Here is a 23,366-nt window from a genome sequence, read left to right on the forward strand (position 1 = left end):
TCAACGCTGGTAGGAGGGCTAAGGTCTGGCCATGGCGAGACCTCATGTCCTGGCGATGGTGCTGGCGGGCGGGGAGGGCAAGCGGCTGATGCCGCTGACGGCCGACCGGGCCAAGCCGGCGGTGCCCTTCGGCGGAATGTACCGGCTGATCGACTTCGTCCTGTCCAACCTGGCGAACGCCGGCTATCTCAAGATCGTTGTGCTGACGCAGTACAAGAGTCACAGCCTGGACCGGCACGTCTCCCGCACGTGGCGGATGTCGACGCTCCTGGGCAACTACGTCACGCCCGTGCCGGCCCAGCAGCGCCTCGGGCCCCGGTGGTTCGCCGGCTCGGCCGACGCGATCCTGCAGAACCTCAACCTGATCGAGGACGAGCGGCCCGACCACGTCATCGTCTTCGGCGCCGACCACATCTACCGCATGGACCCGCGGCAGATGGTGGACCAGCACATCCAGTCCGGCGCCGGGGTCACCATCGCCGCGATCCGCCAGCCGCTGTCCCTCGCCGACCAGTTCGGGGTCATCGAGACCGGTCCCGACGGCGTCAGCGTCTCGGCGTTCCGGGAGAAGCCCAAGGACGCCGTGGGCCTGCCCGACGCGCCCGACCAGGTGTACGCCTCCATGGGCAACTACGTCTTCGACACCGAGGTCCTCGTCGACGTGGTCAAGGAGGACGCCGCCGACCTGTCGAGCAAGCACGACGTCGGCGGGAACATCATCCCCAAGCTCGTCAAGGCCGGCCGCGCGCAGGTCTACGACTTCGCCGACAACCAGGTGCCCGGCTCCGCCGACCGGGACCGCGGGTACTGGCGCGACGTGGGGACCCTGGACGCCTTCTACGAGGCGCACATGGACCTCATCTCGATCCACCCGGTGTTCAACCTCTACAACCACGAGTGGCCGATCTACACCGGCCACGACCCGCTGCCGCCGGCCAAGTTCGTGTTCAACGAGGAGGGCCGGCGCGGGTACGCCGTCGACTCGATGGTCTCCCCCGGCGTCATCCTCGCCGGCGGGGTGGCCGAGCGCTCCATCCTGTCGCCCCGCGTCCACGTCGACGCCGGAGCCACCGTCCAGGACTCGGTCCTGATGGACTGCGTACGGGTCGGGCGCGGCGCCGTCGTACGGGGCGCCATCATCGACAAGAACGTCGTCATCCCCGACGGCGCCCGCATCGGCGTCGACGAGGACTACGACCGGCAGCACTTCACCGTGACGGCGAGCGGCGTACGGGTCCTGGGCAAGAACCAGGTCGTGCCCGGCTGACTCACTCCGGGCGCAGCGCGGCGAGCTGCTCCGCGAACGGCACCACCGACTCGGCCGGCGCGGCCGCGGGCGGGCGGTCGCGCATCAGCGCGGCCAGCTCGTCCGCCGCGCGGTCGACCCGGGCCGCCAGGTCGCCGGCGCCGGCATCCCCGCCGGAGCCCCAGTCCTCCGGCGCGGCGTACACCGCGGTGGGGACCACGATCGCCCGCAGGTAGGTGAACAGCGGCCGCAGCGCGTGTTCGAGGGCGAGGGAGTGGCGGGCGGTGCCGCCGGTCGCGGCGATCAGGACGGGGCGTCCGGCGAGGGCGGTGTTGTCGATGACGTCGAAGAACGACTTGAACAGCCCGCTGTAGGAGGCCGAGAAGATCGGGCTGACCGCGATGAGGCCTTCCGCGCCGGTCACCGCCTCGATCGCCGTGCGCAGCCGGGTGCCGGGGAAGCCGGTAACCAGGCCGTTCGCGATGTCGGTGGCCAGGTCGCGCAGCTCGATCACGGTGACCTCGACCGGGCGCCCGTCCGCGGTCAGGCGCTCGCGGGTGGCCGCGGCGAGGCGGTCGGCCAGCAGGCGGGACGAGGAGGGGGTGCCCAGTCCGGCGGAGACGGCGACCAGACGCGCTGCGTTCATGAATCGCTCGCTCCGCTCGCTCATCGGGCGGTCTCCGTCGGGGTCTCGGTGCCGCGGGCGGCCAGGAGCGAGGCGTGGGTGGGCGCGTCGGGGACCTCGGCCGGCCGGTTCACCGCGAACTCCTTGCGCAGCACCGGGATGACCTCCTCACCGAGCAGGTCGAGCTGTTCCAGGACCGTCTTGAGCGGCAGTCCGGCGTGGTCGACGAGGAAGAGCTGGCGCTGGTAGTCCCCGAAGTGCTCGCGGAAGGTCAGGGTCTTGTCGATGACCTGCTGCGGGCTGCCGACGGTCAGCGGCGTCTCGGCCGTGAACTCCTCCAGCGACGGACCGTGCCCGTACACGGGGGCGTTGTCGAAGTAGGGACGGAACTCCCGTACGGCGTCCTGGGAGTTCTTCCGCATGAACACCTGCCCGCCCAGGCCGACGATCGCCTGCTCCGGCGTGCCGTGGCCGTAGTGGGCGTAACGCTCCCGGTACAGGCTGATGAGCCGCTGGAAGTGCTCCTTGGGCCAGAAGATGTTGTTGGCGAAGAAGCCGTCGCCGTAGTAGGCGGCCTGTTCGGCGATCTCCGGGCTGCGGATCGAGCCGTGCCACACGAACGGCGGGACCCCGTCCAGCGGCCGGGGCGTGCTGGTGAACGCCTGCAGCGGGGTGCGGAAGCGGCCCTTCCAGTCGACCACGTCCTCGCGCCAGAGCCGGTGCAGCAGCGCGTAGTTCTCGATGGCCAGGGGGATTCCCTGGCGGATGTCCTGACCGAACCACGGGTAGACGGGGCCGGTGTTGCCCCGGCCCAGCATCAGGTCGACGCGCCCGCCGGCCAGGTGCTGCAGCATCGCGAAGTCCTCGGCGATCTTCACCGGGTCGTTCGTGGTGATCAGCGTGGTCGCGGTCGACAGGATCAGCCGCTCGGTCCGCGCCGCGATGTAGCCCAGCATCGTCGTCGGGGACGAGGGCACGAACGGCGGGTTGTGGTGCTCGCCGGTGGCGAACACGTCCAGGCCGACCTCCTCGGCCTTCTGCGCGATCGTCACCATCGCCGTGATCCGCTCGTGCTCACTCGGCGTTCTGCCGGTGGTCGGATCGGGCGTGACGTCGCCGACCGTGAAGATCCCGAACTGCATGACGCAACCCTTCGCTGCTTATTGAAAATTCAACTATAGCGGGAAACGTCACACCCCGATCACCGATTCCCGGTGCCGTCAGCGGACGGGGCCCAGGCGGACCGCGTGGACCTCCCCCTCCGTCACAGGCTCGCCGCAGTGCGCGCACACCGTCCGGGGGTGCAGGTCGGCCCCGCAGGAGTGCCGCCAGACCGTCGGCGGCGGTCCGTCGGTGACGTAACGGTCGCCCCAGTCCATCAGGTTCAGCAGGATCGGCTGGAGCGCGCGGCCGGCCTCGGTGGGCACGTACTCATAGCGCGGGGGATGCGCCTCGTACTGCCGCCTGGTCAGGACCCCGGCCTCCACCAGCGTCCGCAGCCGCGCGGCGAGGATGTCGCGGCTGGCGCCGGTGTTGCGGGCGATCTGGTCGAACCGCCGCTCCCCGAGCAGGATCTCCCGCAGGGCGAGCAGGCTCCACTTCTCGCCGATCACGGCCAGCGCGTTGGCGATCGAACACTGACGGCCGCGTACGGCCACGGGACTGCCCTCCTCGCTCGGCGCCGTCGGCGCACCGGTCGGTCCTGAAACCCAACCTACCCCGGGGATCGCCGTGGAACGTCAGACCAGCCAGCGGCCTTCGCGCATCAGTTCGCGGCCGGGCAGTTCGTTCACCTCGCGCCAGGCCTGGACGCGGTGCGGGGTGACGCGGAACCAGCGGTACGGAGTGGTCAGTGCACGCGGGTCGAAGTCGGTGCGCGCCGCGAACCGGTCACCGCGCTCCTGCGGCAGCGCGTCGATCTCCAGGACTTCGACCTCGCCGTCGATCATGATCACGTCGCGGGTGGGGCCCAGTCCCAGCCGGACGGTCCGGGTCGTGGCCAGGTTCCTGCCGGTGGGGCTGTCCGGCGGGGTGGCCATCAGCAGTGCCCGGCCGTCCCAGTCGAAGGACAGCGGCACCAGGTACGGCGCGCCGTCCGCCGAGGCGGTGGCCACCCAGAGGTCGATGTCGTGGGCGAGCCGGTGCTCGGTGTCGCGACGACGCTGAGCGCGGGAGCGAGGGGCGGCGTTCAAGGTGGAAGAAGAGCCGGTCATGGCCACTCCTGTCATCGAAGGTGTTGATCGGCCCGGGGCGCCGTGTCGGGGCCCCGGGCACTGTGGTCACAGCCTCTCCTGGCCGGGGGCGGGCCGCCTCCGTGCCGACCACGGAATCCACCACCGATAATGGGCCGGTGTCCGGCCCAGTGATCTCGCCCCGGGAAGCCGAAGTGCTCGCGCTACTCGGGGAGCACCTCAGCAACGCCGAGATCGCCGCCCGGCTGGTCCTCTCCGTACGCACCGTCGAGTCGCACGTCTCCTCGCTGCTGCGCAAGCTGCGGCTGCCGGATCGGCGGGCGCTCGCCCGGCACGCGGCCGAACTCGCGCGGGCCGAGCAGTCGCGCTCGGCACCCGCCCTGCCGGCGCCGTTGACCGCGTTCATCGGCCGGGTGCGAGAACGCGGGGAACTGGCCGAGGCGGTGCAGGCGCACCGGCTGGTGACCGTGGTCGGCCCGGGCGGGGTGGGCAAGACGCGTCTCGCGCTGGCGGTGGCGGCGGACGTGACCGGCGACTTCTCCGACGGGGTGTGGTTCGTCGACCTGGTCCCGGTCACCGAGCCGGGCCGGGTCGGGGCGGCGGTCGCGGCGGCTCTGGGCGTGGGCGAGCAACCCGGCCTCGGCATCGACGACGCGGTGCTGGCCGCGTTGGCGGATCGCCGGGCGCTGGTGGTGTTGGACAACTGCGAGCACGTGCGCGACGGGGTCGCGCCGTTCGTGGAGCGGCTGCTGGCGGCCTGTCCGCGGTCGCGGGTGCTCGTGACGAGCCGGGCCCGGCTGATGGTGCCGTTCGAGCGGGTCCTCCCGGCCCCGCCGCTGTCGCGGGCCGGCGGCGACGAGTCCGAGGCGGTGGCCCTGTTCATGGACCGGGCGGCGGCGGTCGGCCGGCCTCCGGGTCCCGCGGTGAGCGAGGAGGTCGTGGCCATCTGCGAACGGCTCGGCGGCATGGCGCTGGCGATCGAGCTGGCGGCGGCGCGGTGGTCCACCCTCGGCCTGGACGGCCTCACGACCGGCCTCTCCGACCAGTTGCGGATCCTCACCGGCGGACCCCGCGCCGACGACAGGCACCGGTCGGTGCGGGCGGTGCTGGACTGGAGCCATGACCTGCTCGAGCCCTCGGATCAGGCGCTGCTGCGCCGGGTGTCGGTGTTCGTCGCGCCGTTCACCGCGGAGGCGGCCGCCGAGGTCGCCGGGTTCGCCCCGCTGGATCCGGCCGCGGTCGTCGATGGGCTCGGCAGGCTCGCCGAGCAGAGCCTGCTGGCCGTGGCACCGTCGGAGACCGGCACCCGGTACCACGCGCTGGAGACCATCCGTCAGTACGGGATGGAGCGGCTCGGCGACGCCGGCGAGCTGACGGGCGTCCGATCCCGGCATCTGGGCTGGTGCTCGGCCGGCGCGGCCACCCTCATGGGAGCTCGAGGCGCGGACTGGCGCGCCCGGTTCGACGCCGTGGCAGAGGACATGCGGGCCGCCCTCACCGGGGCCGCCGACCGGCCGGAGCAGCACGCGGACGCCTACCGGCTCGCCTTGTCCATGGCCGAGCTGGCCTTCGCCCGCAACCTGCTCGGCGAGGCCCAGCAGCGGTTCGAGCAGGCGGCCCGGCTCGCCGACGCGGCGGCCGGCGCCACGGCACTGCGGCACGCCGCCGCGGTGGCCGGGTGCCGCAGCGTCGACGGCGACTCGTTCCGCCTGTACCGTGCCGCCGCGGCGGCCGCCCGCCGGGCCGGAGACACCGCCGGTGCCGGCCGCGACCTGGCGGCCGCCGCCACCGTCGCGTACCGCTTCTCCAGTTCGTTCACGCGGGTTCCCCACGTGGACGAGGTGACCGCCATCCTCGCGGAGGCGCGAGAGCTGTCCGGCGATGACCCGGCCGCCGAGGCGGCTGTCGCCCTGGCCGAGGCGGCGGTGGTCGCCGATGCCTTCGGCGCGGTCCGGGGGGACCCCGACAACACCGCGCAGGAGACGGTGGAGCGTGCCGAACACGCGGTCGAGCTCGCCCGGCGCGTAGGCGACCCGGTTGCCGAGTCCGCCGCCCTCGACGCGCTGTCCGGCGCACAGAGCTGGGCCGGTGACGCCTTCGCCGCCGCGGCCGCCGCCCGGCGCCGGATCGACATCCTGGCCTCTGCACCGCCCACCCCCGCCGGTACGCACGAGCTGATGGACGCCCTCGCCATGGCCGCCGGAACCGCCGTCGGCCTGGGTGAACTGCCGCAAGCCCGCCGATGGGGCAGGCAGCTCGCCGACCACCCCTTGCTGGCCGAGGCGAGCCACCACGCCACGTCCTGGCTCCTGGTCGCGGAAGCGTTCGCCGGCGATGTCGCGGAGGTACTCACCGGCAGCGTGAGGTTCCTCGGCGCGTGGGAGCAGAGCGGTCGACTGCGGTCGCGCTCTCTCGGCCCCGCCGCCGCGTCGGTCGCGATGATCCACGGCCTACGCGGCGACCACGACGCCCGTGCGGCCTGGCTGGCGATCGTCGACCAGGCCGGCCCCTCAGCGGACCACCGCCTGGGCTACGGCGCGGTCTTCGACGCCATGGTCATGCTCCATCACGGGGACGCGAAGTCGGCGCTCGAGCGGGTCGCGCCGGAGCCGGATCAGGTGTGGAAGTGGGTCTGCTGGGTCTGGTTGCACTGGTACGCGGCGCTCCGCGCGGAGGCGGCGGTGCTCGCCGGGCACCCGGACGCCCGTGACCGCATCGACGCCGCCCGGACCATGGTCGCCGGAAACCCGGTCGCCTCCGCCCAGGTGGACCGGGCGGAGGCGTTGCTCGACGGTGACCTGCCGCGGCAGCTCGCCGCCGCAGCGGCGTTCGACGCGGCCGGCTGCCGCTACCAGGCGGCACGCACGCTGGTGCTCGCGGGGGGCGAGCATGCCGCCGCCGGCGAGGCCGCGCTCGCGGGCCTCGGCCTCACGCCCACGGCCGTCCGGTAGCCGCACCCCGGGCGCCCACGGCGAGCGGCGCGGGCGGGACGTCAGCGGAACGATCCCCACGCCGCCGACCTGGCGCACCCGGCCGTGCGCCGGGCGCGCGGCTCAGCCGACCGCCTTCTTCACCAGCGCGGCGATCCGCGTGTCCACCTCGGGGGTCAGCTCGGTCAGGGCGAACCCGACCGCCCACATCGAGCCCTCGTCCAGCGTCGCCAGGTCGCTCAACCCCGGGCTGATCGCTGTGGTCACACTCTGTCTCCCCAGGGGCCCGGGCCACCTCCGTGCTCACCACGGAAATCACCACGGACCACGGAATCGGTGTCGGCTCCGGTCCGGGAGTGCGCGGTCGGAAGTAGGTTGTGAAATCCAACTCTGCACGATATACCGGTCGGTAGGTTCGGTTGCGAGTGAGGAGAGCTGTCATGAACGACGCGGTCATCGTCGATGCGGTCCGTACGCCGATCGGCAAGGGCAAGCCCGGCGGCGCCCTGTCGGGGATGCACCCCGTCGATCTGCACGCGCACGCGATCCGGTCGCTGCTGGAACGGACCGGGATCGACCCGGCCGCCGTCGACGACGTGATCAGCGGGGCCGTCGGCCAGATCGGCGAGCAGAGCGCCAACACCGCGCGGTGGGCGGCGCTGGCGGCCGGGCTGCCGGAGTCGGTGCCCGCCGTCACGGTGGACCGCCAGTGCGGCAGCAGCCAGCAGGCGATCCACTTCGCGGCCCAGGGCGTCATCAGCGGCGCCTACGACGTCGTGATCGCCTCCGGCGTCGAATCGATGAGCCGCGTGCCGATCGGCAGCCAGACCGCCGGCCGCGACTTCCTCGGCGCGGGCGTGGGCCGGCGCTATCCGGACGGGCTGGTGCCACAGGGCGTCAGCGCCGAGCTGATCGCCCAGCGCTGGGGCCTGTCCCGGGAACGGCTGGACGCCTTCGCCGCCGAGAGCCACCACCGCGCCGCGCGGGCGTGGGCGGACGGCCGCTTCGCGGCCGAGGTCTCGCCGGTGAAGGCCCCCTCGGCCGACGGCACGCCCGCGCAGGTCACCGAGGACCAGTCCGTACGGCCCGACACCTCGCCGCAGGTCCTGGCCGGTCTGCGGCCGGCGTTCCGGGCCGACATCTGGGAGGAGCGGTTCCCGGAGATCGACTGGCGGATCACCGCGGGCAACTCCTCGCCCGTCAACGACGGTGCCGCCGCCGTGCTCATCACCAGCGGTGAGACGGCACGGCGGCTCGGGCTGCGGCCCCGGGCCCGCCTGCACACCTTCGCCGTGGTCGGCGACGACCCCCTGCTCATGCTCACCGGCATCATCCCCGCGACCCGCAAGGTCCTGGACCGCGCGGGACTGTCGCTGGAGGAGATCGACGCGTTCGAGGTCAACGAGGCCTTCACCAGCGTCGTGCTCGCCTGGCTCGCCGAGACCGGCGCCGACCCGGCCAAGGTCAACGTCAACGGCGGGGCGACCGCCCTGGGGCACCCGCTCGGAGCCAGCGGCGCACGACTGATGACCACGCTGCTGTCGGTCCTCGAACAGCGCGGCGGACGCTACGGCCTGCAGACGATGTGCGAGGCCGGCGGCCTCGCCAACGCGACCATCGTCGAGCGCCTCTGAACGGCAGGCGGCACGGCGTCCGCCCTGGGGGCTCCGGCACGGTGCCCGGTCCCGGACAATGGAAGTCCACGCCGGGCGCCGCGCCCGGTGCCGAGCCGAGCCAGGAGACCGCCCGTTGCCCCGCGACCGTCAGACCCTGCCCGTGACGCCGGTCCGCCCGGACCTGCGCGCCGACTGCGGCCGCTGCCAGGGACTGTGCTGCGTGGCGCTGCCGTTCGCGGCCTCCGCCGACTTCGCGATCGACAAGGACGCCGGGCGGCCCTGCCCGAACCTGCGCGGCGACTCCCGCTGCGGCATCCACGCCGACCTGCGGACCAAGGGCTTTTCCGGCTGTACCGTCTTCGACTGTTTCGGCGCCGGACAGCAGGTCTGCCAGGTCACCTTCGCCGGGCAGGACTGGCGGGAGTCCCCGGACACCGCCCGGCGGATGTTCGCGGTGTTCGCCGTCATGCGGCAGCTGAACGAGATCAGGTGGTACCTGACCGAGGCGCTCGCGCTGCCGGCCGCCCGCCCGGTGCACGCCGAGCTGCGCCGGGCGCTGGCCGACACCGAGCGCCTCACCCGCGCCGACGCGGCGGAGCTGGCCGGCCTCGACGTCGCCGCGCACCGCGCCCGCGTCAACCCGCTCCTGCTGCGCACCAGCGAGCTCGTACGGGCCGGGGTGCCGAAGCGCGGCAAGAACCGCCGGGGCGCCGATCTCGTCGGCGCGCGCCTGCGCGGCGCGGATCTGCGCGGCGCCGACCTGCGCGGGGCCTACCTCATCGCCGCGGACCTGCGGAACGCCGACCTGCGCATGGCCGACCTCATCGGCGCCGACCTGCGCGACGCCGACCTGCGGGGAGCGGACCTCACCGGCGCGATCTTCCTGACCCAGGCGCAGGTCAACGCGGCCCGCGGCGACACCGCCACGCGGCTGCCGCCCACGCCGACCCGCCCCGCGCACTGGTGACCCGGGCGGCCGCCCGTCACCGGACGTGTGCGGCCAGGTCCGTACGGGTCCGGAGCGCCGGGTGTCATCGCCATACGGGCGGGAGGGAGCCGTGGGTGACCGTGGTGGGCACGGCTTGGCGGCGGGCAGGCGGCGGATGCGGCGTGGAGACCTCTTACAGTGGCTGGTCGTGCTTTACGGCAGATCAGCGGAGATCAACGCACTCGACGAGGTGATCGCACGGGCCCGCGACGGCTCCGGCGGCGCGGTGGCGTTGCGGGGCGAGGCAGGTGCGGGCAAGACCGCCCTGCTCGACGCGGCGGCCGCGCGAGGCGGCGGGATGCGCGTGCTACGGGCCACCGGCGTCGAACCCGAGTCCGACCTCGCGTTCGCGGCGCTGCACCAGGTGCTGTGGCCGGTGACCGGCTCGCTCGACGCGCTGCCCGAACCGCAGCGGGACGCTCTGAGCACGGCCTTGGGGCTTTCCGCGGGAAGTGTCGGGGATCGGTTCCTGCTGGGTGCCGGCGTGCTCTCACTGCTGGCCGAGGCCGCCGCGCCGAACGGGCTGATCTGCGTGATCGACGACCTCCAGTGGGTCGACCGGGCCTCGGCCGACGCGTTGCTGTTCGCCGCCAGGCGGCTGAGGACGGAACGGATCGCGATGTTGTTCGCCGTGCGCGGGGACGTACCGGTCAAGGGCGTGCCGCTGACGGTTGACGTGCGCGGCTTGCCCGAGTCCGCAGCGGCCGAGTTGCTGGAGTCCCGCTGCGGTGTGCTGCCCGCCCATGTGGCACGGGAGCTCGTCACGCTGACCCGCGCGAACCCGCTCGCACTGGGCGAGATCGCCGCCGGCCTGACGCCGGCGCAGCTCGCCGGGCGCGAACCGCTGCCCGACCCGTTGCCCGGTGGCGCCCGGCTCTTCGGCCATCGGGTGGCCGCGTTGTCCGCCCCTGCTCGGCTGGTCGCCCTGGTCGCCGCCGTGGAGACCGACCTCGACCCGGTCCTGCGCGCCACCGGCCGGTTGCTGGCCGAGCAAGCGGTACGGCCCGGCGAGAACACGGGAGCTCGGGCCGGACGGGAGGCGTTGGCCGAGCTGGAGGGGGCCGGGTTGGCCGAGGTGTCGGGCACGAGTGTGCGGTTCCGTCATCCGCTCATCCGGTCCGCGGCGCATGAGGCGGCCGCTCCCGCCGACGTCCGTCGCGTGCACGCCGTCCTGGCGGAACTGACCGCGGATGACCGCCGCGCGTGGCACCTGGCCGGGGCCGCCCTGGGGCAGGACGAGCAGGTCGCCACCGCGCTGGTGGCCGCCGCGGTGCGGGCGCGCGACGGCGGCGGGTACGGCGCCGCCGCCACGGCCCTGGCCAGGGCCGCCGAGCTGACTCCCGAGCCGCGCGCCCGTGCCTCCCGCCTGAAGGACGCCGCCGCGGCGGCCTGGCTCGGCGGCCGCCCGGGACAGGCGGAGTCGCTGCTGGCAGAGGCGCGTGAACAGGCTGACGGGGACGCCACCCTGGCCGTGGAGATCGCTCAGCTCCGGGGCCGGTTCGCGCTGAACTCGGGCAACGCCGCCGAGGCCGTCCGGATCCTGGAGGCAGGCGACAGCCTGGACATGCTGGCCGACGCCGTGGAGGCGGCCTCATACGTCGGTGACACAGCGGCCGTCGTCGAGCTCGGCCGGAGGGCGGCGGCGCACCCTGAGGGTTTCCTGCGGGACACGGTGGCGGGGCTCGGCCTGACGCTGGACGGTGACGCCGCCGGGCCGGGCCTGCTGCGGCGGGCGTTGGCGCGGACCGGCGAGCTGGAGGACGCGGCGGAGTACCTGTGGGCGGCGGCCGCGGCCAGCGCTCTGGGCGAGTCGGATCTGGCCGCCGAAATGGCCGCCCGGGCCGGACAGGTGGCCAGGGTGTCGGGAATGACCGGGCAGCTGCCCGTCGTGCTGGAATTCGTGGCGACCGCAGAGCGCGTCGCCGGACGGCTGGCACGCAGCCAGGCCATCTCCGAGGAGGGCCTGGCGCTGGCCCGAGACGCCGGGTATGAGAACACGGTGGCCGCACACCTGGCCAACCTGGCGGCGCTGGCGGCGCTGCGGGGCGAGGAGGAACCCTGCGAACGGCAGGCCCGCGAGGCGCTGGCCATCGCCATCCCACACCGGGTCGGATTGCGCGCGGGAGTGGCCGCGTACGCGCTGGCGCTGCTCGACCTGTGCCTGGGCCGCTACGCGGCGGCGCACGACCGTTTCACGGCCATCGCGGCGGCGGGACCGGGCGCCGGGCATCCGACCGTGGTGTGGCGGATGGCGCCGGACCGCGTCGAGGCCGCCGTGGGTGCGGGTGACGAGGCGGGGGCGCGTGCGGCGCTGGAGGCGTACGAGCGGTGGTCGGCGCACGCCGCGACACCCGAGCCACGCGCGCTGCTGGCGCGCTGCCGCGGCCTGGCAGACTCGTCCGAGGACGCCTTCGGCGAGGCGCTGCGGCTGCACACCAACCCTTTCGAGGCGGCCAGGACGGCGCTGCTGCTGGGTGAGCGCCTGCGTCGCGGACAGCGGCCGGGTGAGGCGCGGGTGCATCTGCGGATGGCGTGGGAGACGTTCGAGCAGGCGGGCGCCCGACCGTGGGCGCGGCGCGCGCAGGACGAGTTGCGGGCGGCGGGTGAGAGCGGACAGGCACCGCCCGCGGCCGCGCTCGACGCGCTGACCCCGCAGGAGTTGCGCATCGCGGGCCTGGTCGCCGACGGGTTGTCGAGCAAGCAGATCGCCGCCCGGCTCTTCCTGAGCCCGCGCACGGTCGAGTACCACCTGTACAAGATCTATCCGAAGCTGGGCATCGGCTCCCGTACGGATCTGGCGCGACTAGTAGTTCTACAGAAGGCGCCCGTACCCGACGACGACATGCTGTGAGACATGCAAAACGTGACCCTCTGGAGTGAAGAGTTCGGCGCCGAGACGGACGCGCCGATCCTGTTGATCATGGGCTCGATGTCGCAGGGCATTCTGTGGCCGGACGAGTTGGTCGGCCGCCTGACCGCCGGAGGCCGTCGGGTGATCCGGTACGACCACCGTGACACCGGAATGTCGGGCACCGTCGACTTCGCGGCGGAGCCGTACACATGGGACGACATCAAGGAAGACGTGTACCGCGTGATGGACGCCCATGGTCTGGACAGCGCGCACCTGGTCGGCCACTCGGCGGGCGGACTACTCGGCCAGTTCGTCGCCGTGGAGCGGCCGGAGCGGGTGCGCTCGCTGACCGTCATCGCCTCCTCGCCGCTCGGCGGCGGCGAGGGGCAGGTGCTAATGCGGGCCCTGATGGGGCAGCCGCAGCCCGAGGGGAGCCTGCCCGAGCCGACATCGGAGTTCGTGGCCTTCTACCGCGGGCTGATGGCCGCCCCGCCGCCGCAGGACCGGCGCGCGCTGATCGACGGCATGATCGCCGAGCAGCGCCTGCTGCACGGCACCGGGCTACCGTTCGACGAGGACGCGGCGCGCCGGCTGCAGGAACGGATCTACGACCGGGCCCGCGACCTGTCGGCGGTGGCCAACCACCGGCTGGCCGCGATGGCCAAGCCGGACTTCGAGCCGGTGGGCGTGCTGCACCAGGTGAAGGCGCCCACACTGGTCATCGAGGGCAGCCACGAGCCGGCCAAGCCCGGTCATGGCGCGATCATCGCCGAGCGGATTCCGGCCGCGCGGCTGATGACCGTGGCGGGCATGGGGCACACGCTGCCGCCGGAGGCGCACGAGGAACTGGCCGCCGCCATCCTCGCGCACACGGCGGGGTGACCTGCTCACCACTGCGAGGTCGTCCGCATCACGGTCAGATCAGTCCTTCGGCCGACAGCGGGTGCCTGGTCAGGACCTTGTCCACGCCCAGCCACAGCGCGCCCGCCATCTCCAGGATCTTGGGCTGGCCCATGAGATGCTGCGCGATCGTCGTCAGGTCACGCTGGTGACGCTCGATCGGGCAGCGCCGATAGATCGAGGCGCTGCCCACGACGTCGGCCAGGAGCCGCACGGCGTCGCGGCAGGTCCGGATCGTGTGCATGTGCGCGCCGACCAGTGCCGCCCGCTCGCGCAGGGACGGTTCGCCGCCGGTCTCCAGGGTCGCCCACAGCTCGCCGAGGACGTCGTACTGGTAGCTGCGGGCCGCGCCGACCATCGCGTGGACCTGCGCGATGCCGGTGCGCACCCGCGGGTCCTCGCGCGCCGGGCGCATCTCCGGGACGAGCATCTTGTCGGCGAGGATCTGCTCGGCGGACCGCAGCGCGGCGCGGGCGATGCCCAGCGGCACCCCGGGCAGGTTGGCGAAGAACATGCCCGGCCAGGCGTAGAGGGTCCCGGCGCGCCGGCGGCGGCGAAGGTCACCGAACCGGAAGGTCTGCTCGGCCGGGACGAAAGCGCCTTCGGTCGTGTAGTCGTGGCTGCCGCTGCCCGCCAGCCCGGTGGTGTGCCAGGTATCGAGGATCTCGAACTCCCCGGCCGGCAGCATCGCGACGCGTACCTCCGGCCGGCCTTCCGTCAACACCGGCGCGCCGTCCTCGAACACCAGCGCGCCGCCGATGATGACGTCGGCGTGCGTGCAGCCGCTGCCGAACTGCCAGCGGCCCTCCAGCCGGTAGCCGCCGGCCACCCGGTGCAGCCGCCCGGCCGGCACGATCCAGCCCGCGGTGATCATGTCGAGGTCGGGGTAGAGCCCGCGGGCGACGGCGTCCTCGAGCGGCGCCGTGTAGAAGCCGCCGTCCGAGCCGATCATGGCGCACCAGCCGGCCGCGCCGTCGGCCGCCGACAGCTCCTCGATGATCTCGGTCTGGGTGCGGATGTCGACCTCCGGTCCGCCCCACGCCCGCGGCATCGCCATGCGGAACACGCCCGTCGAGCGCAGTGCCTCCACCGCGCGCGGCGTGAGCCGGCGGCCGCGTTCGCTCGCCTCGGCCTCTTCGCGCAGGACCGGGGCGACCGCGCGGGCGTTCGCCAGGATCGTCGCGCCATCCAGGACCGTGGTGTCGGTCGGGAGCGTCAAGGGTCGATGCCTCCTACTCTCAGGCCGGGGTGGCTTCGATCACCCGGAAGTCGAAGCGGGGCAGGGCGGTCAGCCGGGTGATCTCGAACCCGGCGGCCTCCAGCAGCCGCCCGAACTCCCCCTCGGTGCGCTCCCGCCCGCCCGTGGCGACGAGCATGTGCAGGTCCAGCAGGAGGTCACGGGTCTCGGCGGGGTCGCCCGGGGTGACCTGCTCGGGAACGGCCCGCTCGATCACGAACAGGCGGCCGCCGGGCGGGACCGCGGCGCGGACGGTGCGGAGGATCGCCGTGGCGCGCTCGTCGTCCCAGTCGTGGAGGATCTGCTTGAGCAGGTACGCGTCGGCGCCGGCGGGCACCGAGACGAAGAAGTCGCCGCTCACCACCTGGCACCGCGACGCGACGCCGGCGGCCGCCAGCGTCGTGGCCGTGGCGGCCAGGCCGGTCGGCACGTCGAACACCACGCCCCGTACGCCGGGATGGGCCCGCAGGACGTGGGAGATCAGGGTGCCGTCGCCGCCGCCGACGTCGACGACGGTGCCGAACCGGGACAGGTCGGCGGCGGCGAGGACGCCGGGCGCGGTGTCCCGGGTGTGCTCGGCCATGGCCCGGTTGAACGTCGCCGCCTCCTCGGGCTCGCGCGCGTAGTACTCGAGCCAGGTGACGCCGTGCGCCAGGTCCCAGGCCGGCTCTCCGGTGCGCACGCTGGGCACCAGCTCGTCCCAGCTCCGCCACACCGCCGGGCCGCACATCATCCGCACGAGGTCGCGGATGGAGTTCGGGGCGTCCTTGCGCAGTGGCCGCCCGAACTCGGTGAGCTCGAACCGGTCCATGCCGGTCTGGGTCACCAGTCCCAGCCCGGCCAGGGCCAGCAGCAGCCGCCGCAGGGAGGGCCCGTGCGCGCCGGTCAGCTCGGCAAGCTCGGCCGTGGTCCGCGGCCGTTCGCCGAGCAGGTCGGCCAGGCCCAGCTCGGCCGCCGCGTAGACGGACTTGGCGGCCATGGCGTGCAGGACCATCTGCATGAGGCGGGCCGGCGCCGGTCGCGCGTTCGCGCCGGCGGCCGTGCCGGTGTCCCGGGCGTCGCCGACCCGATCCGTGGCGGGCACCTCACACGCTCCCGAATTCGTCCGTCGCGCGCAGGGCCGACCGTTTCACGTCGGCGGCGATCCTCTTCATCGTGACCTTCCGGTGGAAGTAGTGGTAGCTGCGGGCGAGGGCGTAGTCGATGTGCTCCCTGCGGTCCGTCCTGAAGTAGGTGACGTAGTCGCAGATCGCCGAATCCCCCAGCAGGTGCAGCGGCTCGTGGCGGACCGGGAGCGTGCCGAAGTCGACGAACAGCGGAAGGACCTCGTGCCGGACGAGGCCGGCGACGAAGTCGAAGCCCTTCGCGTGCGACAGCAGCGCGCAGTTCTTCAGGATGATGCCCAGCAGGAGGTCGCCCTGGTAGGTCTGCTCGACCGCGACGTTGTTGACCTGGAGGATCTTCTTGCCGGACGCCCCGGGGATCGTCCGGTGGAAGACCGAGTCCGGGGCGACCGGGGTCAGCCGGAAGATGGCCACCGCCTCGTCGCGGAAGGTCACCTTGTAACAGCTCGACGCGCTGCTCGGCAGGAAGTCCGCGCTGTAGAGCCCGAGCGGCTTGAGCGCCTTCTCCAGGAACTCCCGGTACTCGTCGTGCTCGTGCACGTCCTCGATCTCGTGGGTCCGGTACTTGCGCACCTCCCGCAGGACCGTCTCATCCTCGGGGGCGGCCACCAGGGTGATCGGGGACGTCACGTCGCGGTTGGCGAGGATCGCGTCGTCTTCCAGGTGAAGACCGTCGTACGTGATCATCTAACAGGCGGCGCTCAGCACGTCGCGGAACATCTGGCCGTAGTAGTGGATCGTCATCCGCCTGCCCTGGACGACCTCGTCGAGGTCGGAGTCCTTGACCAGCAGGCCGTCGACGGCCTTCTTGACGTCCTCGATGTGCCGGGCGTCGAGCCCGGCGTGGCTCTTGATGAAGGTCACCTGGCCGCGTTCCAGGCCGTACTGCTGCTTGAGCGTGTCCGCGACCACCTTGCCCAGGCCCGCGCCGAGCCCTTCGGTCAGGCTCGCCACCCCGAGGATGCCCAGCGGGCTTCCGTAGGTCGCCATGTAGTAGTTCTGCGCGACCAGGGCCCAGGAGCCGGGCATCGGCGGGACGGACAGGACCCGGTCGACGTCCTCACCGAGGTTCTTCAGGTCCTTGACGCAGAAAAGGTCATGGTTGTTCTCCTCGCGGGCCTGCTCGAAGAACCAGTCCCGCAGCCCGCGGTAGTCGTCGCCGAGGCGGGCCCCCGCCAGCGACAGCATCCGGGAGGTGTGCCGGACCATGTGGTACGTCTCGCGCAGATAGCTGATGTAGTGCTCACGCTTCATTCCGCCGCCGAGGACGAGTTCGATCAACGGGTTGTTCTCGATCTCGCTCTTGAACTCTCGCTCGGTCGCGGACAGCAGTTCGTCGAAATTGCTCATGCGCGGCGTTCCATCCTTCGGGGGACTCGCTGGGGCGGGCGAGGGAGGTGAGGTTTGCGGGACGCCGGGCCGCTAGTGCGGTCGGGCGTCGTGGTTCGGGCCGTGCGGGAAGGGCAACAGGCGGTAGGTGCCGATCGCTCGTGCCAGTGTGCGGCCGGCCCCGTCCGAAAGACGTGCCTCGAGGAAAGCGGAACTATTGCCCATTGAGGTGATGTGGCCTTCACCAAAGACCGTTCCCACCAGAACCGGCTTGATGAAGTCCGTGGACATCGAAATGGTCATGGGCAGGAATCGCGCGTCGGTGAGCCCCACAATGGCCGAGCCCATGCACTCGTCGAGCATGGCCACGATGAATCCGCCGTGAACGGTTCCGGCGGGATTCGTGAAAGCCTCAGTGGCGGTAAACGACAGATGGATCGAATCCGACTGCTTGTCGAGCTTCAGAAGCGTCCAGTCGATCAGCGCCGCGACCTGCGGTCGATCGCCCAGGTGGTCGAAGATCGTCTCTTCTGTCGTGTTGATTTCAGGCACGCACGAGTCGCTTTCGTTGATACCTCAACGAGCCTCGGCCGTCGAGACCCGTCTGCTCGGAATTACGAACAACGAGGCACCGGGCCTCGTCCGACAGGGTTAATGACTTCATGGTCCTTGTCAAGTCAACGGCGTGCCCCATCCGTCCACTCTGTGTACGCGCCCGGTGGCCGAACGCCTCGGCTGCGGCGAATGCCGACGGTTTCGACGAATTCAACGACGACGATGGAACGCGCCGCCCGATTCGCGCGAGCATCCCGTGTTTTACAGGTGGGCCGAATTCCGGATTCCGGCCGGGCGTCGGCCGCTCCGACCGGCCGGCCACGCGGCTGCGGCCGGCCGGTTGCCGATGGGCGGCAGACTCCCGGCGACGCGTTCACTCACCGCCGCGACGGCGACCGCTGTGTCAGGAGGAGACGGTGACTCCGCCATCGGGGCGATCGGTGGACAGGCTGAGGTCCTTCCAGGTGTCGATGTCATTCTGGACACGCCGGCGTCCGGCCGTGACCAGGCGCAGGGCGTCCGAGCCGAGCAGCAGGTGCACGGGTGGCGTGTCGGCCTCGAGCACGGTGAGGATGGCCTGGCCGGCGCGGTCGGGATCGCCGATCCCCTGGCCGGCCAGGGCCCGGCGGCGGGCGCGGATCGGATCGAACAGCTCGTCGTAGTCGGGGATGCCGCGTGGCGCGCGGGCCAGCGACCGGCCCGCCCAGTCGGTCGCGAACGCGCCGGGGGCCACCGCGGTCACCCGCACCCCGAACTGCGCGACCTCTTGTGCGAGTCCCTCGGTGATGCCCTCCATCGCGTGCTTGCTGCCCTCGTAGAACGACAGGCCGGGGAACGTGGTCATCCCGCCCATCGAGGTGATAACGAAGATGTGACCGCCCCGCCGTTCGCGCATACCAGGCAGCACCGCCTTCATGGTCGCCACCGTGCCGAACACGTTGACCTCGAACTGACGGCGCAGATCGGCCATCGGGGACTCCTCGAAGGTGCCCTCGACGCCGTAGCCGGCGTTGGCCACGAGCACCTCGATCGGCCCCAATGCGGCTTCGGCGGCGCGTACGGTCGGCTCGATCCGGTCCTCGTCGGTCAGGTCGAGGATGAAGGCCCGGGCGCGTTCGGCGTCCAGGGACTGGAAGGCGGCCGCGTGCTGGTCGGTGCGCACCGTGCCGGCCACCCGGTGCCCGGCCGCCAGCGCCCGCCGGGCGATCGCCAGTCCGAGCCCGGTGCTGACACCGGTGACCAGGAACGTCTTGCTCATCAGGGATTTCCTTTCAGTGACGGCCCTCAAGCCGTGATCGAGCCGCCGGGCGCGTGTGCGCACGGCGATATCGACTCCGCGTGCGCGGCGCACGCGTGTCCGGGTGATGGGGGGCGGTCGGATGCCCGCTGGGTCGGTCAGGAGCCGGCGTCAGCGCTCCGGGGCGCCGCGGCCGTGGGCTCGCTTCCCCAGCTGGCGAGCAGCCGTAGGCGCTCCTCACTGGGGGAGCCGGTCGGAGCGGAGTAGACCAGCATCGACAGGCTCGGGTCGGCGACCGGGGTGAAGATCTCGAATTGCAGCTCGAGGTCACCGACGATGTGGTGGTGGATCCGTTTCCTGCCGGTGCTGCGTTCGTGGACGCGGTGCTCGGACCACCACGCAGGGAACTCAGGTGACCGCACCATCAGCTCGCCGATCAGGTTGGCGATGCGCTGGTTGCGGGGCTGGTCCGCGGCGGCTAGCCGCAGCACGTGGACGTAGTCACGGGCCACGCGCTCCCAGTCGCACCAGACCAGGCGCGCGCGGGGGTCCAGCAGCGTCCAGCGGACCATGTTGCGTTCCCGGCGGGGCAGTGTGGCGATATCGGGGAACACCAGTGCCCACAGCGCGTTCCCGGCGACGATCTCGAGATTGCCGTCGCGGACGTAGGCAGGGCACAGGTCCATCGACTCCAGCACCTGTCGCATCGCCGGCCGCAGTCGCGCCGAGTGCTCGCCGCGGTCCCGCATCCTGGATGCGGTGCCGGCGAGGGTGAACAGGTGCCGTCGCTCGACGTCGTCAAGCCGTAGGGCGTCGGACAGGGCGAGCAGCACCTGCTCGGAGGGCTGTCCGGCGCGGCCTTGTTCAAGCCGGGTGTAGTACTCGGCGCTCACCCCGGCCAACCGGGCGACCTCGCCGCGCCGCAGGCCGGCGACGCGGCGACCGACACCGAGCTCGACCGGGAGCCCGATCTCCTCCGGTGCGAGTCCGTCGCGGCGGGCGCGGAGGAAGTCGCCCAGTTCCTTGTTGGCCATGCCTCAAGTCTGTGCTCGCTGTGATCACCAGCCAATGGGGTAGGTGGCCCCGCGAGGACCACCCAGGCAGATCCGCAGGTCGGGTGCTTGGCGGCGGCGGCCAAGCTTGGCGATCCCGGAACTCGTGAAGGACCGTGTCGGTGAGCACCCCGGCGCTTGAGCGCGTCGACCATTCAGCGCCGGAACATTCGTTCAAGACGCGGGCGCGCACCGGCGGCGACAGTGGGCTCATGACCATTCCTGACGGGAAACCGCACGTGAACGGCGGCGCCGAGGCCACTGAGGGCTCGATTCTGCCCCTGGACGACGGTGACATGTACGTGTGCCAGGACGGCCCCCGCGACGCCCCGCCACTGCTCCTCATCCACGGCTCCGCCGCATCGACCCGCTCGTGGGACTCGTTGGTCCCGTTGCTGACCGAGTCCCATCGTGTCATCCGGATCGACCTGCTCGGGTGCGGCCGGTCGGCCGCACCGGCCGACGGCGGCTACGGGCCCCCCGAGCAGGGACGCCGGGTCGGCGCGGCGCTGGACCGGCTCGGCGTCGAGCACGCCGTGATCGTCGGCCATTCCGCCGGAGGCCTGGTCGCCACCGCCCTCGCCGAGCAACGACCCGACCTGGTGACCGCGCTCGTGCTCATCAACACCGGACCCGGCATGGACGCCTTCATCGCGACGGAGACCGCCGCGATCGGACCCTCAGAGTGGCCTCCGACCGATGAGCAGATCCGCCAGTTCGGGAGCACCGCTTTCAGTCGCGAGGGCTTCCAGTTCCCGCAAGATTTCGTGGACGAGGTGCGCGCTATGCCCTACCACGCGTTCGCCGCGGCGATGCAGGCCCCCCGCGACTACCTGAGGCAGCGAGTGCTCCCGGAGCGGCTGGCCGTCCTCGGCAAACCACTGCAGGTGATCTTCGGCGACCATGACCGTCGATGGCGGCCATCGTCCGCCGCCGACTACCGCGCCGTTCCGGACGCGAGAGTCGAGATGCTGTCCGGCGTCGGACACACGCCGATACTGGAGGACCCGACGCGGACCGCCGAACTCCTCCTGGCCTTCACCGCGATCCACACCTAGGGCGCGCCTGAGTGATCCCGAATATGGGATATCGTCCCGGATATGGGATCGGATTCGGTGAAGGAGGCCGGGCCGGGCGGAGTGGACGCCCGGCTGGCGGCCCGGCTGGCGGAGCTGCGCGTCGAGCGCGGCTGGTCGCTGGAGGAGCTGGCACGGCGGACGGGGGTGAGCCGATCGACCCTGTCCCGGCTGGAGCGGGGCGAGATCAGCCCCACCGCCGCCCTGCTCGGCAGGCTGTGCGCCGCGTACGAGCGGACGATGTCACGCCTCCTCGCCGAGGTCGAGGCCGACCCTCCCCAGCTCGTACGCGCCGGTGAGCAGACCGTGTGGCGGGACGAGGAGTCGGGTTTCACCCGGCGGTCGGTGTCGCCCCCGCACCCCGGCCTGCGCGGCGAGGCCATCGAGGGGCTGCTGCGCCCGGGCGCGGACATCTCCTACGACGGACCGCCGGTTCCCGGCCTGGAGCAGCACATCTGGGTGCTCGACGGAGCCCTGGAGGTCGGCGCGAACGGTCACACGTACGAGCTGCGCGAAGGCGACTGCCTGCGGTTCCGGTTGTGGGGCCGGTCGCGGTTCCGCTGCCTCGGCACCGAACCGGTCCGCTACGCCCTCCTGGTGGTCCTGCCGTGACGTCGTCTCCCTCTCCCCCGCCGCCGGCCGGTGAAGGAGCGCGCCCGACGCGGACCATCACCCGCCTGTCCGCCGCCGAGTTCACCGCCCACGTGCCGGACCTGGCCGACCTCCTGCTGGACGCCGTCGCCGGCGGTCACTCCCTCGGCTTCGTGGATCCGTTCGAGCGTGGCGCCGCGCTCGACTTCTGGCGGGCCCGTACCCCGGCCGTGGCCGACGGGAGCCTGCTCGTCTGGGCCTGCCGTGGTCCGCAGGGCATCGAGGGGACCGTCAGCCTCGCCGTGGAGCCCAAGCCCAACGGCCGGCACCGCGCCGAGGTCGTCAAGCTGATGGTCCATCGCGCCGCGCGGGGCCGGGGGCTGGGCCGGGCGCTGCTGACCATCGCCGAGCGGGCGGCCGCCGAGCTCGGCGCGACGCTCCTGCTCCTGGACACCGAGACCGGCAGCGCCGCCGAGAGCCTCTATGCCGCCGCCGGCTGGACGCGGTACGGCATCGTCCCGGACTACGCCACCGACCCGTCGGGCGCGCTGCGCGACTGCAGCTTCTTCTACAAGCGCCTGGCGTGAGCCCCGCCGCGAGCGACCGGAGCGGGCGGGCTCACCGGCGGCCGTTCGCCTGACGGAGGGTTCGGAAGAACGCGCGGATGTCGCCGACCAGCAGGTCGGGCTGCTCCATCGCGGCGAAGTGCCCGCCCCGGTCGTACTCCGTCCAGCGCACGATGGTGTTCGTCCGTTCGGCGATGTGCCGCAGCGGGATGAAGTTGTCGTGGGGGAAGACGGCCAGGGCGGTCGGCGCGGTCGACGGCTCGGGCGGCCGGCCCCAGTAGTCCGCGTGCGCCCGCTCGTAGTAGATCCGGGCCGAGGATCCGGCGGTCCCGGTCAGCCAGTACAGCATCACGTTGGTCAGCAGCTGGTCGCGGTCCACGGCGTCCTCGGGCCGGTCCCGGGAGTCCGTCCACTCCTTGAACTTCTCCACGATCCAGGCCAGCTGGCCGACCGGGGAGTCGGTCAGGGCGTAGGCGAGGGTCTGCGGACGCGTCGACTGGATCGCCGCGTAGCCGATGCTCTCCCGCTCCCACGCCTGGGTGCGCCGCCACGAAGCCATGGCGCGGTCGCGTTCGGCCGGGGACAGCGCGGCCCGCTCGTCGGGCTCTTCGGTGGCGGCCCCGCCGGGCAGCAGGTTCAGGTGGACGCCGATGATCTCCTCGGGGCGGGTCCGGCCGAGTTCGCGGGAGACGACCGCACCCCAGTCACCGCCCTGCGCGCCGTACCGCCGGTAGCCCAGGCGGCGCATCAGCTCGGCGAACGCGGCCGCGATCCGCTTGAACTCCCAGCCGGTCTGGCGCGTCGGCCCGGACAGGCCGAACCCGGGGAGGCCGGGGATGACCAGGTGGAACGCGTCGGCCGGGTCGCCACCGTGCGCGCGCGGGTCCGACAGCGGACCGGCGATCTCGGTGAACTCCGCGATCGATCCGGGCCAGCCGTGCGTGATGACCAGCGGGACGGCGTCCGGCTCCGGGGAACGCACGTGGGCGAAGTGGATGGTCGCCCCGTCGATGGTGGTGGTGAACTGCGGCCAGGCGTTCAGCCGTGCCTCGGCGGCCCGCCAGTCGAACTCGTGCCGCCAGTACCGTACGAGCTCGCGCAGGTACTCCCCCGGCACCCCGTAGGCCCAGCCGACGCCGGGCAGCTCGTCCGGCCAGCGGGTGCGGTCCAGGCGCGCGTGCAGGTCATCCAGGTCGGCCTGGGGGATGTCGACCCGGTACGGGCGGATGTTCTCATCGGCGGTCGTCACCC

At 72.5% G+C, this 23,366-nt stretch carries 22 protein-coding genes; 9 read left to right on the forward strand and 13 right to left on the reverse strand.

Features of this window, described 5'->3' with window-relative positions; genetic code table 11:
* Positions 1-31 precede the first annotated feature (31 nt).
* Entirely contained in the window at positions 32-1,267 is a 1,236-nt protein-coding gene (glgC, locus tag ABD978_RS03125; RefSeq protein ID WP_345347905.1) for a glucose-1-phosphate adenylyltransferase, read from the forward strand.
* 1 nt (position 1,268) lies between these two features.
* Here glgC and ABD978_RS03130 read toward each other — a convergent pair whose 3' ends face one another.
* The 4 genes from ABD978_RS03130 to ABD978_RS03145 form a co-directional block, all read right to left on the reverse strand.
* Positions 1,269-1,892, reverse strand: coding sequence for an FMN reductase (locus ABD978_RS03130; RefSeq protein ID WP_345347908.1), 624 nt, complete (start codon positions 1,890-1,892; stop codon positions 1,269-1,271).
* 20 nt (positions 1,893-1,912) lie between these two features.
* A complete protein-coding gene (locus ABD978_RS03135; protein ID WP_345347911.1) occupies positions 1,913-3,013 on the reverse strand; it encodes an LLM class flavin-dependent oxidoreductase in 1,101 nt (366 codons plus the stop codon).
* 78 nt (positions 3,014-3,091) lie between these two features.
* Positions 3,092-3,529, reverse strand: a complete 438-nt coding sequence (locus ABD978_RS03140) for a winged helix-turn-helix transcriptional regulator (protein WP_345347914.1) — start codon at positions 3,527-3,529, stop codon at positions 3,092-3,094.
* Between the two features lie 81 nt (positions 3,530-3,610).
* Positions 3,611-4,084 (reverse strand): pyridoxamine 5'-phosphate oxidase family protein, encoded by a 474-nt coding sequence (locus ABD978_RS03145; protein WP_345347917.1) that lies wholly within the window; start codon positions 4,082-4,084, stop codon positions 3,611-3,613.
* Between the two features lie 137 nt (positions 4,085-4,221).
* Between ABD978_RS03145 and ABD978_RS03150 the strand changes: the two genes are divergently transcribed.
* Positions 4,222-7,014 carry an ATP-binding protein gene (locus ABD978_RS03150; RefSeq protein ID WP_345347920.1) on the forward strand — a complete coding sequence of 931 codons (2,793 nt, stop codon included), beginning with the start codon at positions 4,222-4,224 and terminating at the stop codon, positions 7,012-7,014.
* Between the two features lie 102 nt (positions 7,015-7,116).
* Here the strand turns inward: ABD978_RS03150 and ABD978_RS03155 are convergent, their stop codons facing one another.
* On the reverse strand, positions 7,117-7,260 hold the full coding sequence (locus ABD978_RS03155; RefSeq protein ID WP_345347923.1) for a hypothetical protein: 144 nt from the start codon (positions 7,258-7,260) through the stop codon (positions 7,117-7,119).
* Between the two features lie 173 nt (positions 7,261-7,433).
* Between ABD978_RS03155 and ABD978_RS03160 the strand changes: the two genes are divergently transcribed.
* The 4 genes from ABD978_RS03160 to ABD978_RS03175 all read left to right on the forward strand — a co-directional run bounded on the left by ABD978_RS03160 (position 7,434) and on the right by ABD978_RS03175 (position 13,330).
* Positions 7,434-8,627, forward strand: coding sequence for a thiolase family protein (locus ABD978_RS03160; protein WP_345347927.1), 1,194 nt, complete (start codon positions 7,434-7,436; stop codon positions 8,625-8,627).
* Positions 8,628-8,742: 115 nt separating this feature from the next.
* Positions 8,743-9,576 carry a pentapeptide repeat-containing protein gene (locus ABD978_RS03165; protein WP_345347930.1) on the forward strand — a complete coding sequence of 278 codons (834 nt, stop codon included), beginning with the start codon at positions 8,743-8,745 and terminating at the stop codon, positions 9,574-9,576.
* Positions 9,577-9,745: 169 nt separating this feature from the next.
* Entirely contained in the window at positions 9,746-12,448 is a 2,703-nt protein-coding gene (locus ABD978_RS03170) for a helix-turn-helix transcriptional regulator (protein ID WP_345347933.1), read from the forward strand.
* 3 nt (positions 12,449-12,451) lie between these two features.
* A complete protein-coding gene (locus ABD978_RS03175; RefSeq protein ID WP_345347937.1) occupies positions 12,452-13,330 on the forward strand; it encodes an alpha/beta hydrolase in 879 nt (292 codons plus the stop codon).
* A 34-nt stretch (positions 13,331-13,364) separates the two neighbouring features.
* On the opposite strand, the gene ABD978_RS03180 is transcribed toward ABD978_RS03175, so the two are convergent.
* From ABD978_RS03180 to ABD978_RS03210, 7 genes are all read right to left on the reverse strand, one after another.
* Positions 13,365-14,567, reverse strand: coding sequence for an acyl-CoA dehydrogenase family protein (locus ABD978_RS03180; RefSeq protein WP_345347941.1), 1,203 nt, complete (start codon positions 14,565-14,567; stop codon positions 13,365-13,367).
* 19 nt (positions 14,568-14,586) lie between these two features.
* Positions 14,587-15,669, reverse strand: a complete 1,083-nt coding sequence (locus tag ABD978_RS03185) for a methyltransferase (protein WP_345347944.1) — start codon at positions 15,667-15,669, stop codon at positions 14,587-14,589.
* Between the two features lies 1 nt (position 15,670).
* Complete coding sequence (locus ABD978_RS03190) at positions 15,671-16,396, reverse strand: hypothetical protein (RefSeq protein WP_345347947.1); 726 nt, start codon at positions 16,394-16,396, stop codon at positions 15,671-15,673.
* Positions 16,397-17,059 carry an iron-containing redox enzyme family protein gene (locus ABD978_RS03195; RefSeq protein WP_345347950.1) on the reverse strand — a complete coding sequence of 221 codons (663 nt, stop codon included), beginning with the start codon at positions 17,057-17,059 and terminating at the stop codon, positions 16,397-16,399.
* Positions 17,060-17,131: 72 nt separating this feature from the next.
* Positions 17,132-17,590 carry a PaaI family thioesterase gene (locus ABD978_RS03200; protein ID WP_345347953.1) on the reverse strand — a complete coding sequence of 153 codons (459 nt, stop codon included), beginning with the start codon at positions 17,588-17,590 and terminating at the stop codon, positions 17,132-17,134.
* A 406-nt stretch (positions 17,591-17,996) separates the two neighbouring features.
* Positions 17,997-18,851: an oxidoreductase gene (locus tag ABD978_RS03205; RefSeq protein WP_345347956.1), complete on the reverse strand. Its 855-nt coding sequence runs from the start codon at positions 18,849-18,851 to the stop codon at positions 17,997-17,999.
* A 137-nt stretch (positions 18,852-18,988) separates the two neighbouring features.
* Positions 18,989-19,864 carry a helix-turn-helix transcriptional regulator gene (locus tag ABD978_RS03210; protein WP_345347959.1) on the reverse strand — a complete coding sequence of 292 codons (876 nt, stop codon included), beginning with the start codon at positions 19,862-19,864 and terminating at the stop codon, positions 18,989-18,991.
* 230 nt (positions 19,865-20,094) lie between these two features.
* On the opposite strand from ABD978_RS03210, the gene ABD978_RS03215 reads away from it, so the two are divergent.
* Genes ABD978_RS03215 through ABD978_RS03225 form a run of 3 tightly spaced genes read left to right on the forward strand, consistent with a single transcriptional unit; the run spans position 20,095 to position 22,136 of the window.
* Positions 20,095-20,940, forward strand: a complete 846-nt coding sequence (locus tag ABD978_RS03215) for an alpha/beta fold hydrolase (protein WP_345347962.1) — start codon at positions 20,095-20,097, stop codon at positions 20,938-20,940.
* A 42-nt stretch (positions 20,941-20,982) separates the two neighbouring features.
* Complete coding sequence (locus ABD978_RS03220; protein ID WP_345347965.1) at positions 20,983-21,570, forward strand: helix-turn-helix domain-containing protein; 588 nt, start codon at positions 20,983-20,985, stop codon at positions 21,568-21,570.
* The gene (locus ABD978_RS03225; RefSeq protein ID WP_345347968.1) at positions 21,567-22,136 is read left to right on the forward strand and encodes a GNAT family N-acetyltransferase; all 570 of its coding nucleotides are present in this window, start codon (positions 21,567-21,569) and stop codon (positions 22,134-22,136) included. Before ABD978_RS03220 ends, ABD978_RS03225 begins: the two co-directional genes overlap by 4 nt.
* A 31-nt stretch (positions 22,137-22,167) precedes the next feature.
* Here the strand turns inward: ABD978_RS03225 and ABD978_RS03230 are convergent, their stop codons facing one another.
* Positions 22,168-23,364, reverse strand: a complete 1,197-nt coding sequence (locus tag ABD978_RS03230) for an epoxide hydrolase family protein (RefSeq protein ID WP_345347971.1) — start codon at positions 23,362-23,364, stop codon at positions 22,168-22,170.
* Positions 23,365-23,366: the final 2 nt, after the last annotated feature.

The sequence above is a fragment of the Actinoallomurus liliacearum genome, from assembly GCF_039542035.1.
Lineage (GTDB): Bacteria > Actinomycetota > Actinomycetes > Streptosporangiales > Streptosporangiaceae > Actinoallomurus > Actinoallomurus liliacearum.

Coding starts and splice junctions, on each gene's coding strand:
- glgC (WP_345347905.1), top strand. CDS start 32: ATGGCGAGACCTCATGTCCTGGCGATGGTGCTGGCGGGCGGGGAGGGC.
- ABD978_RS03130 (WP_345347908.1), bottom strand. CDS start 1,892: ATGAACGCAGCGCGTCTGGTCGCCGTCTCCGCCGGACTGGGCACCCCC.
- ABD978_RS03135 (WP_345347911.1), bottom strand. CDS start 3,013: ATGCAGTTCGGGATCTTCACGGTCGGCGACGTCACGCCCGATCCGACC.
- ABD978_RS03145 (WP_345347917.1), bottom strand. CDS start 4,084: ATGACCGGCTCTTCTTCCACCTTGAACGCCGCCCCTCGCTCCCGCGCT.
- ABD978_RS03160 (WP_345347927.1), top strand. CDS start 7,434: ATGAACGACGCGGTCATCGTCGATGCGGTCCGTACGCCGATCGGCAAG.
- ABD978_RS03175 (WP_345347937.1), top strand. CDS start 12,452: ATGCAAAACGTGACCCTCTGGAGTGAAGAGTTCGGCGCCGAGACGGAC.
- ABD978_RS03190 (WP_345347947.1), bottom strand. CDS start 16,396: ATGATCACGTACGACGGTCTTCACCTGGAAGACGACGCGATCCTCGCC.
- ABD978_RS03195 (WP_345347950.1), bottom strand. CDS start 17,059: ATGAGCAATTTCGACGAACTGCTGTCCGCGACCGAGCGAGAGTTCAAG.
- ABD978_RS03205 (WP_345347956.1), bottom strand. CDS start 18,851: ATGAGCAAGACGTTCCTGGTCACCGGTGTCAGCACCGGGCTCGGACTG.
- ABD978_RS03210 (WP_345347959.1), bottom strand. CDS start 19,864: ATGGCCAACAAGGAACTGGGCGACTTCCTCCGCGCCCGCCGCGACGGA.
- ABD978_RS03215 (WP_345347962.1), top strand. CDS start 20,095: ATGACCATTCCTGACGGGAAACCGCACGTGAACGGCGGCGCCGAGGCC.
- ABD978_RS03220 (WP_345347965.1), top strand. CDS start 20,983: ATGGGATCGGATTCGGTGAAGGAGGCCGGGCCGGGCGGAGTGGACGCC.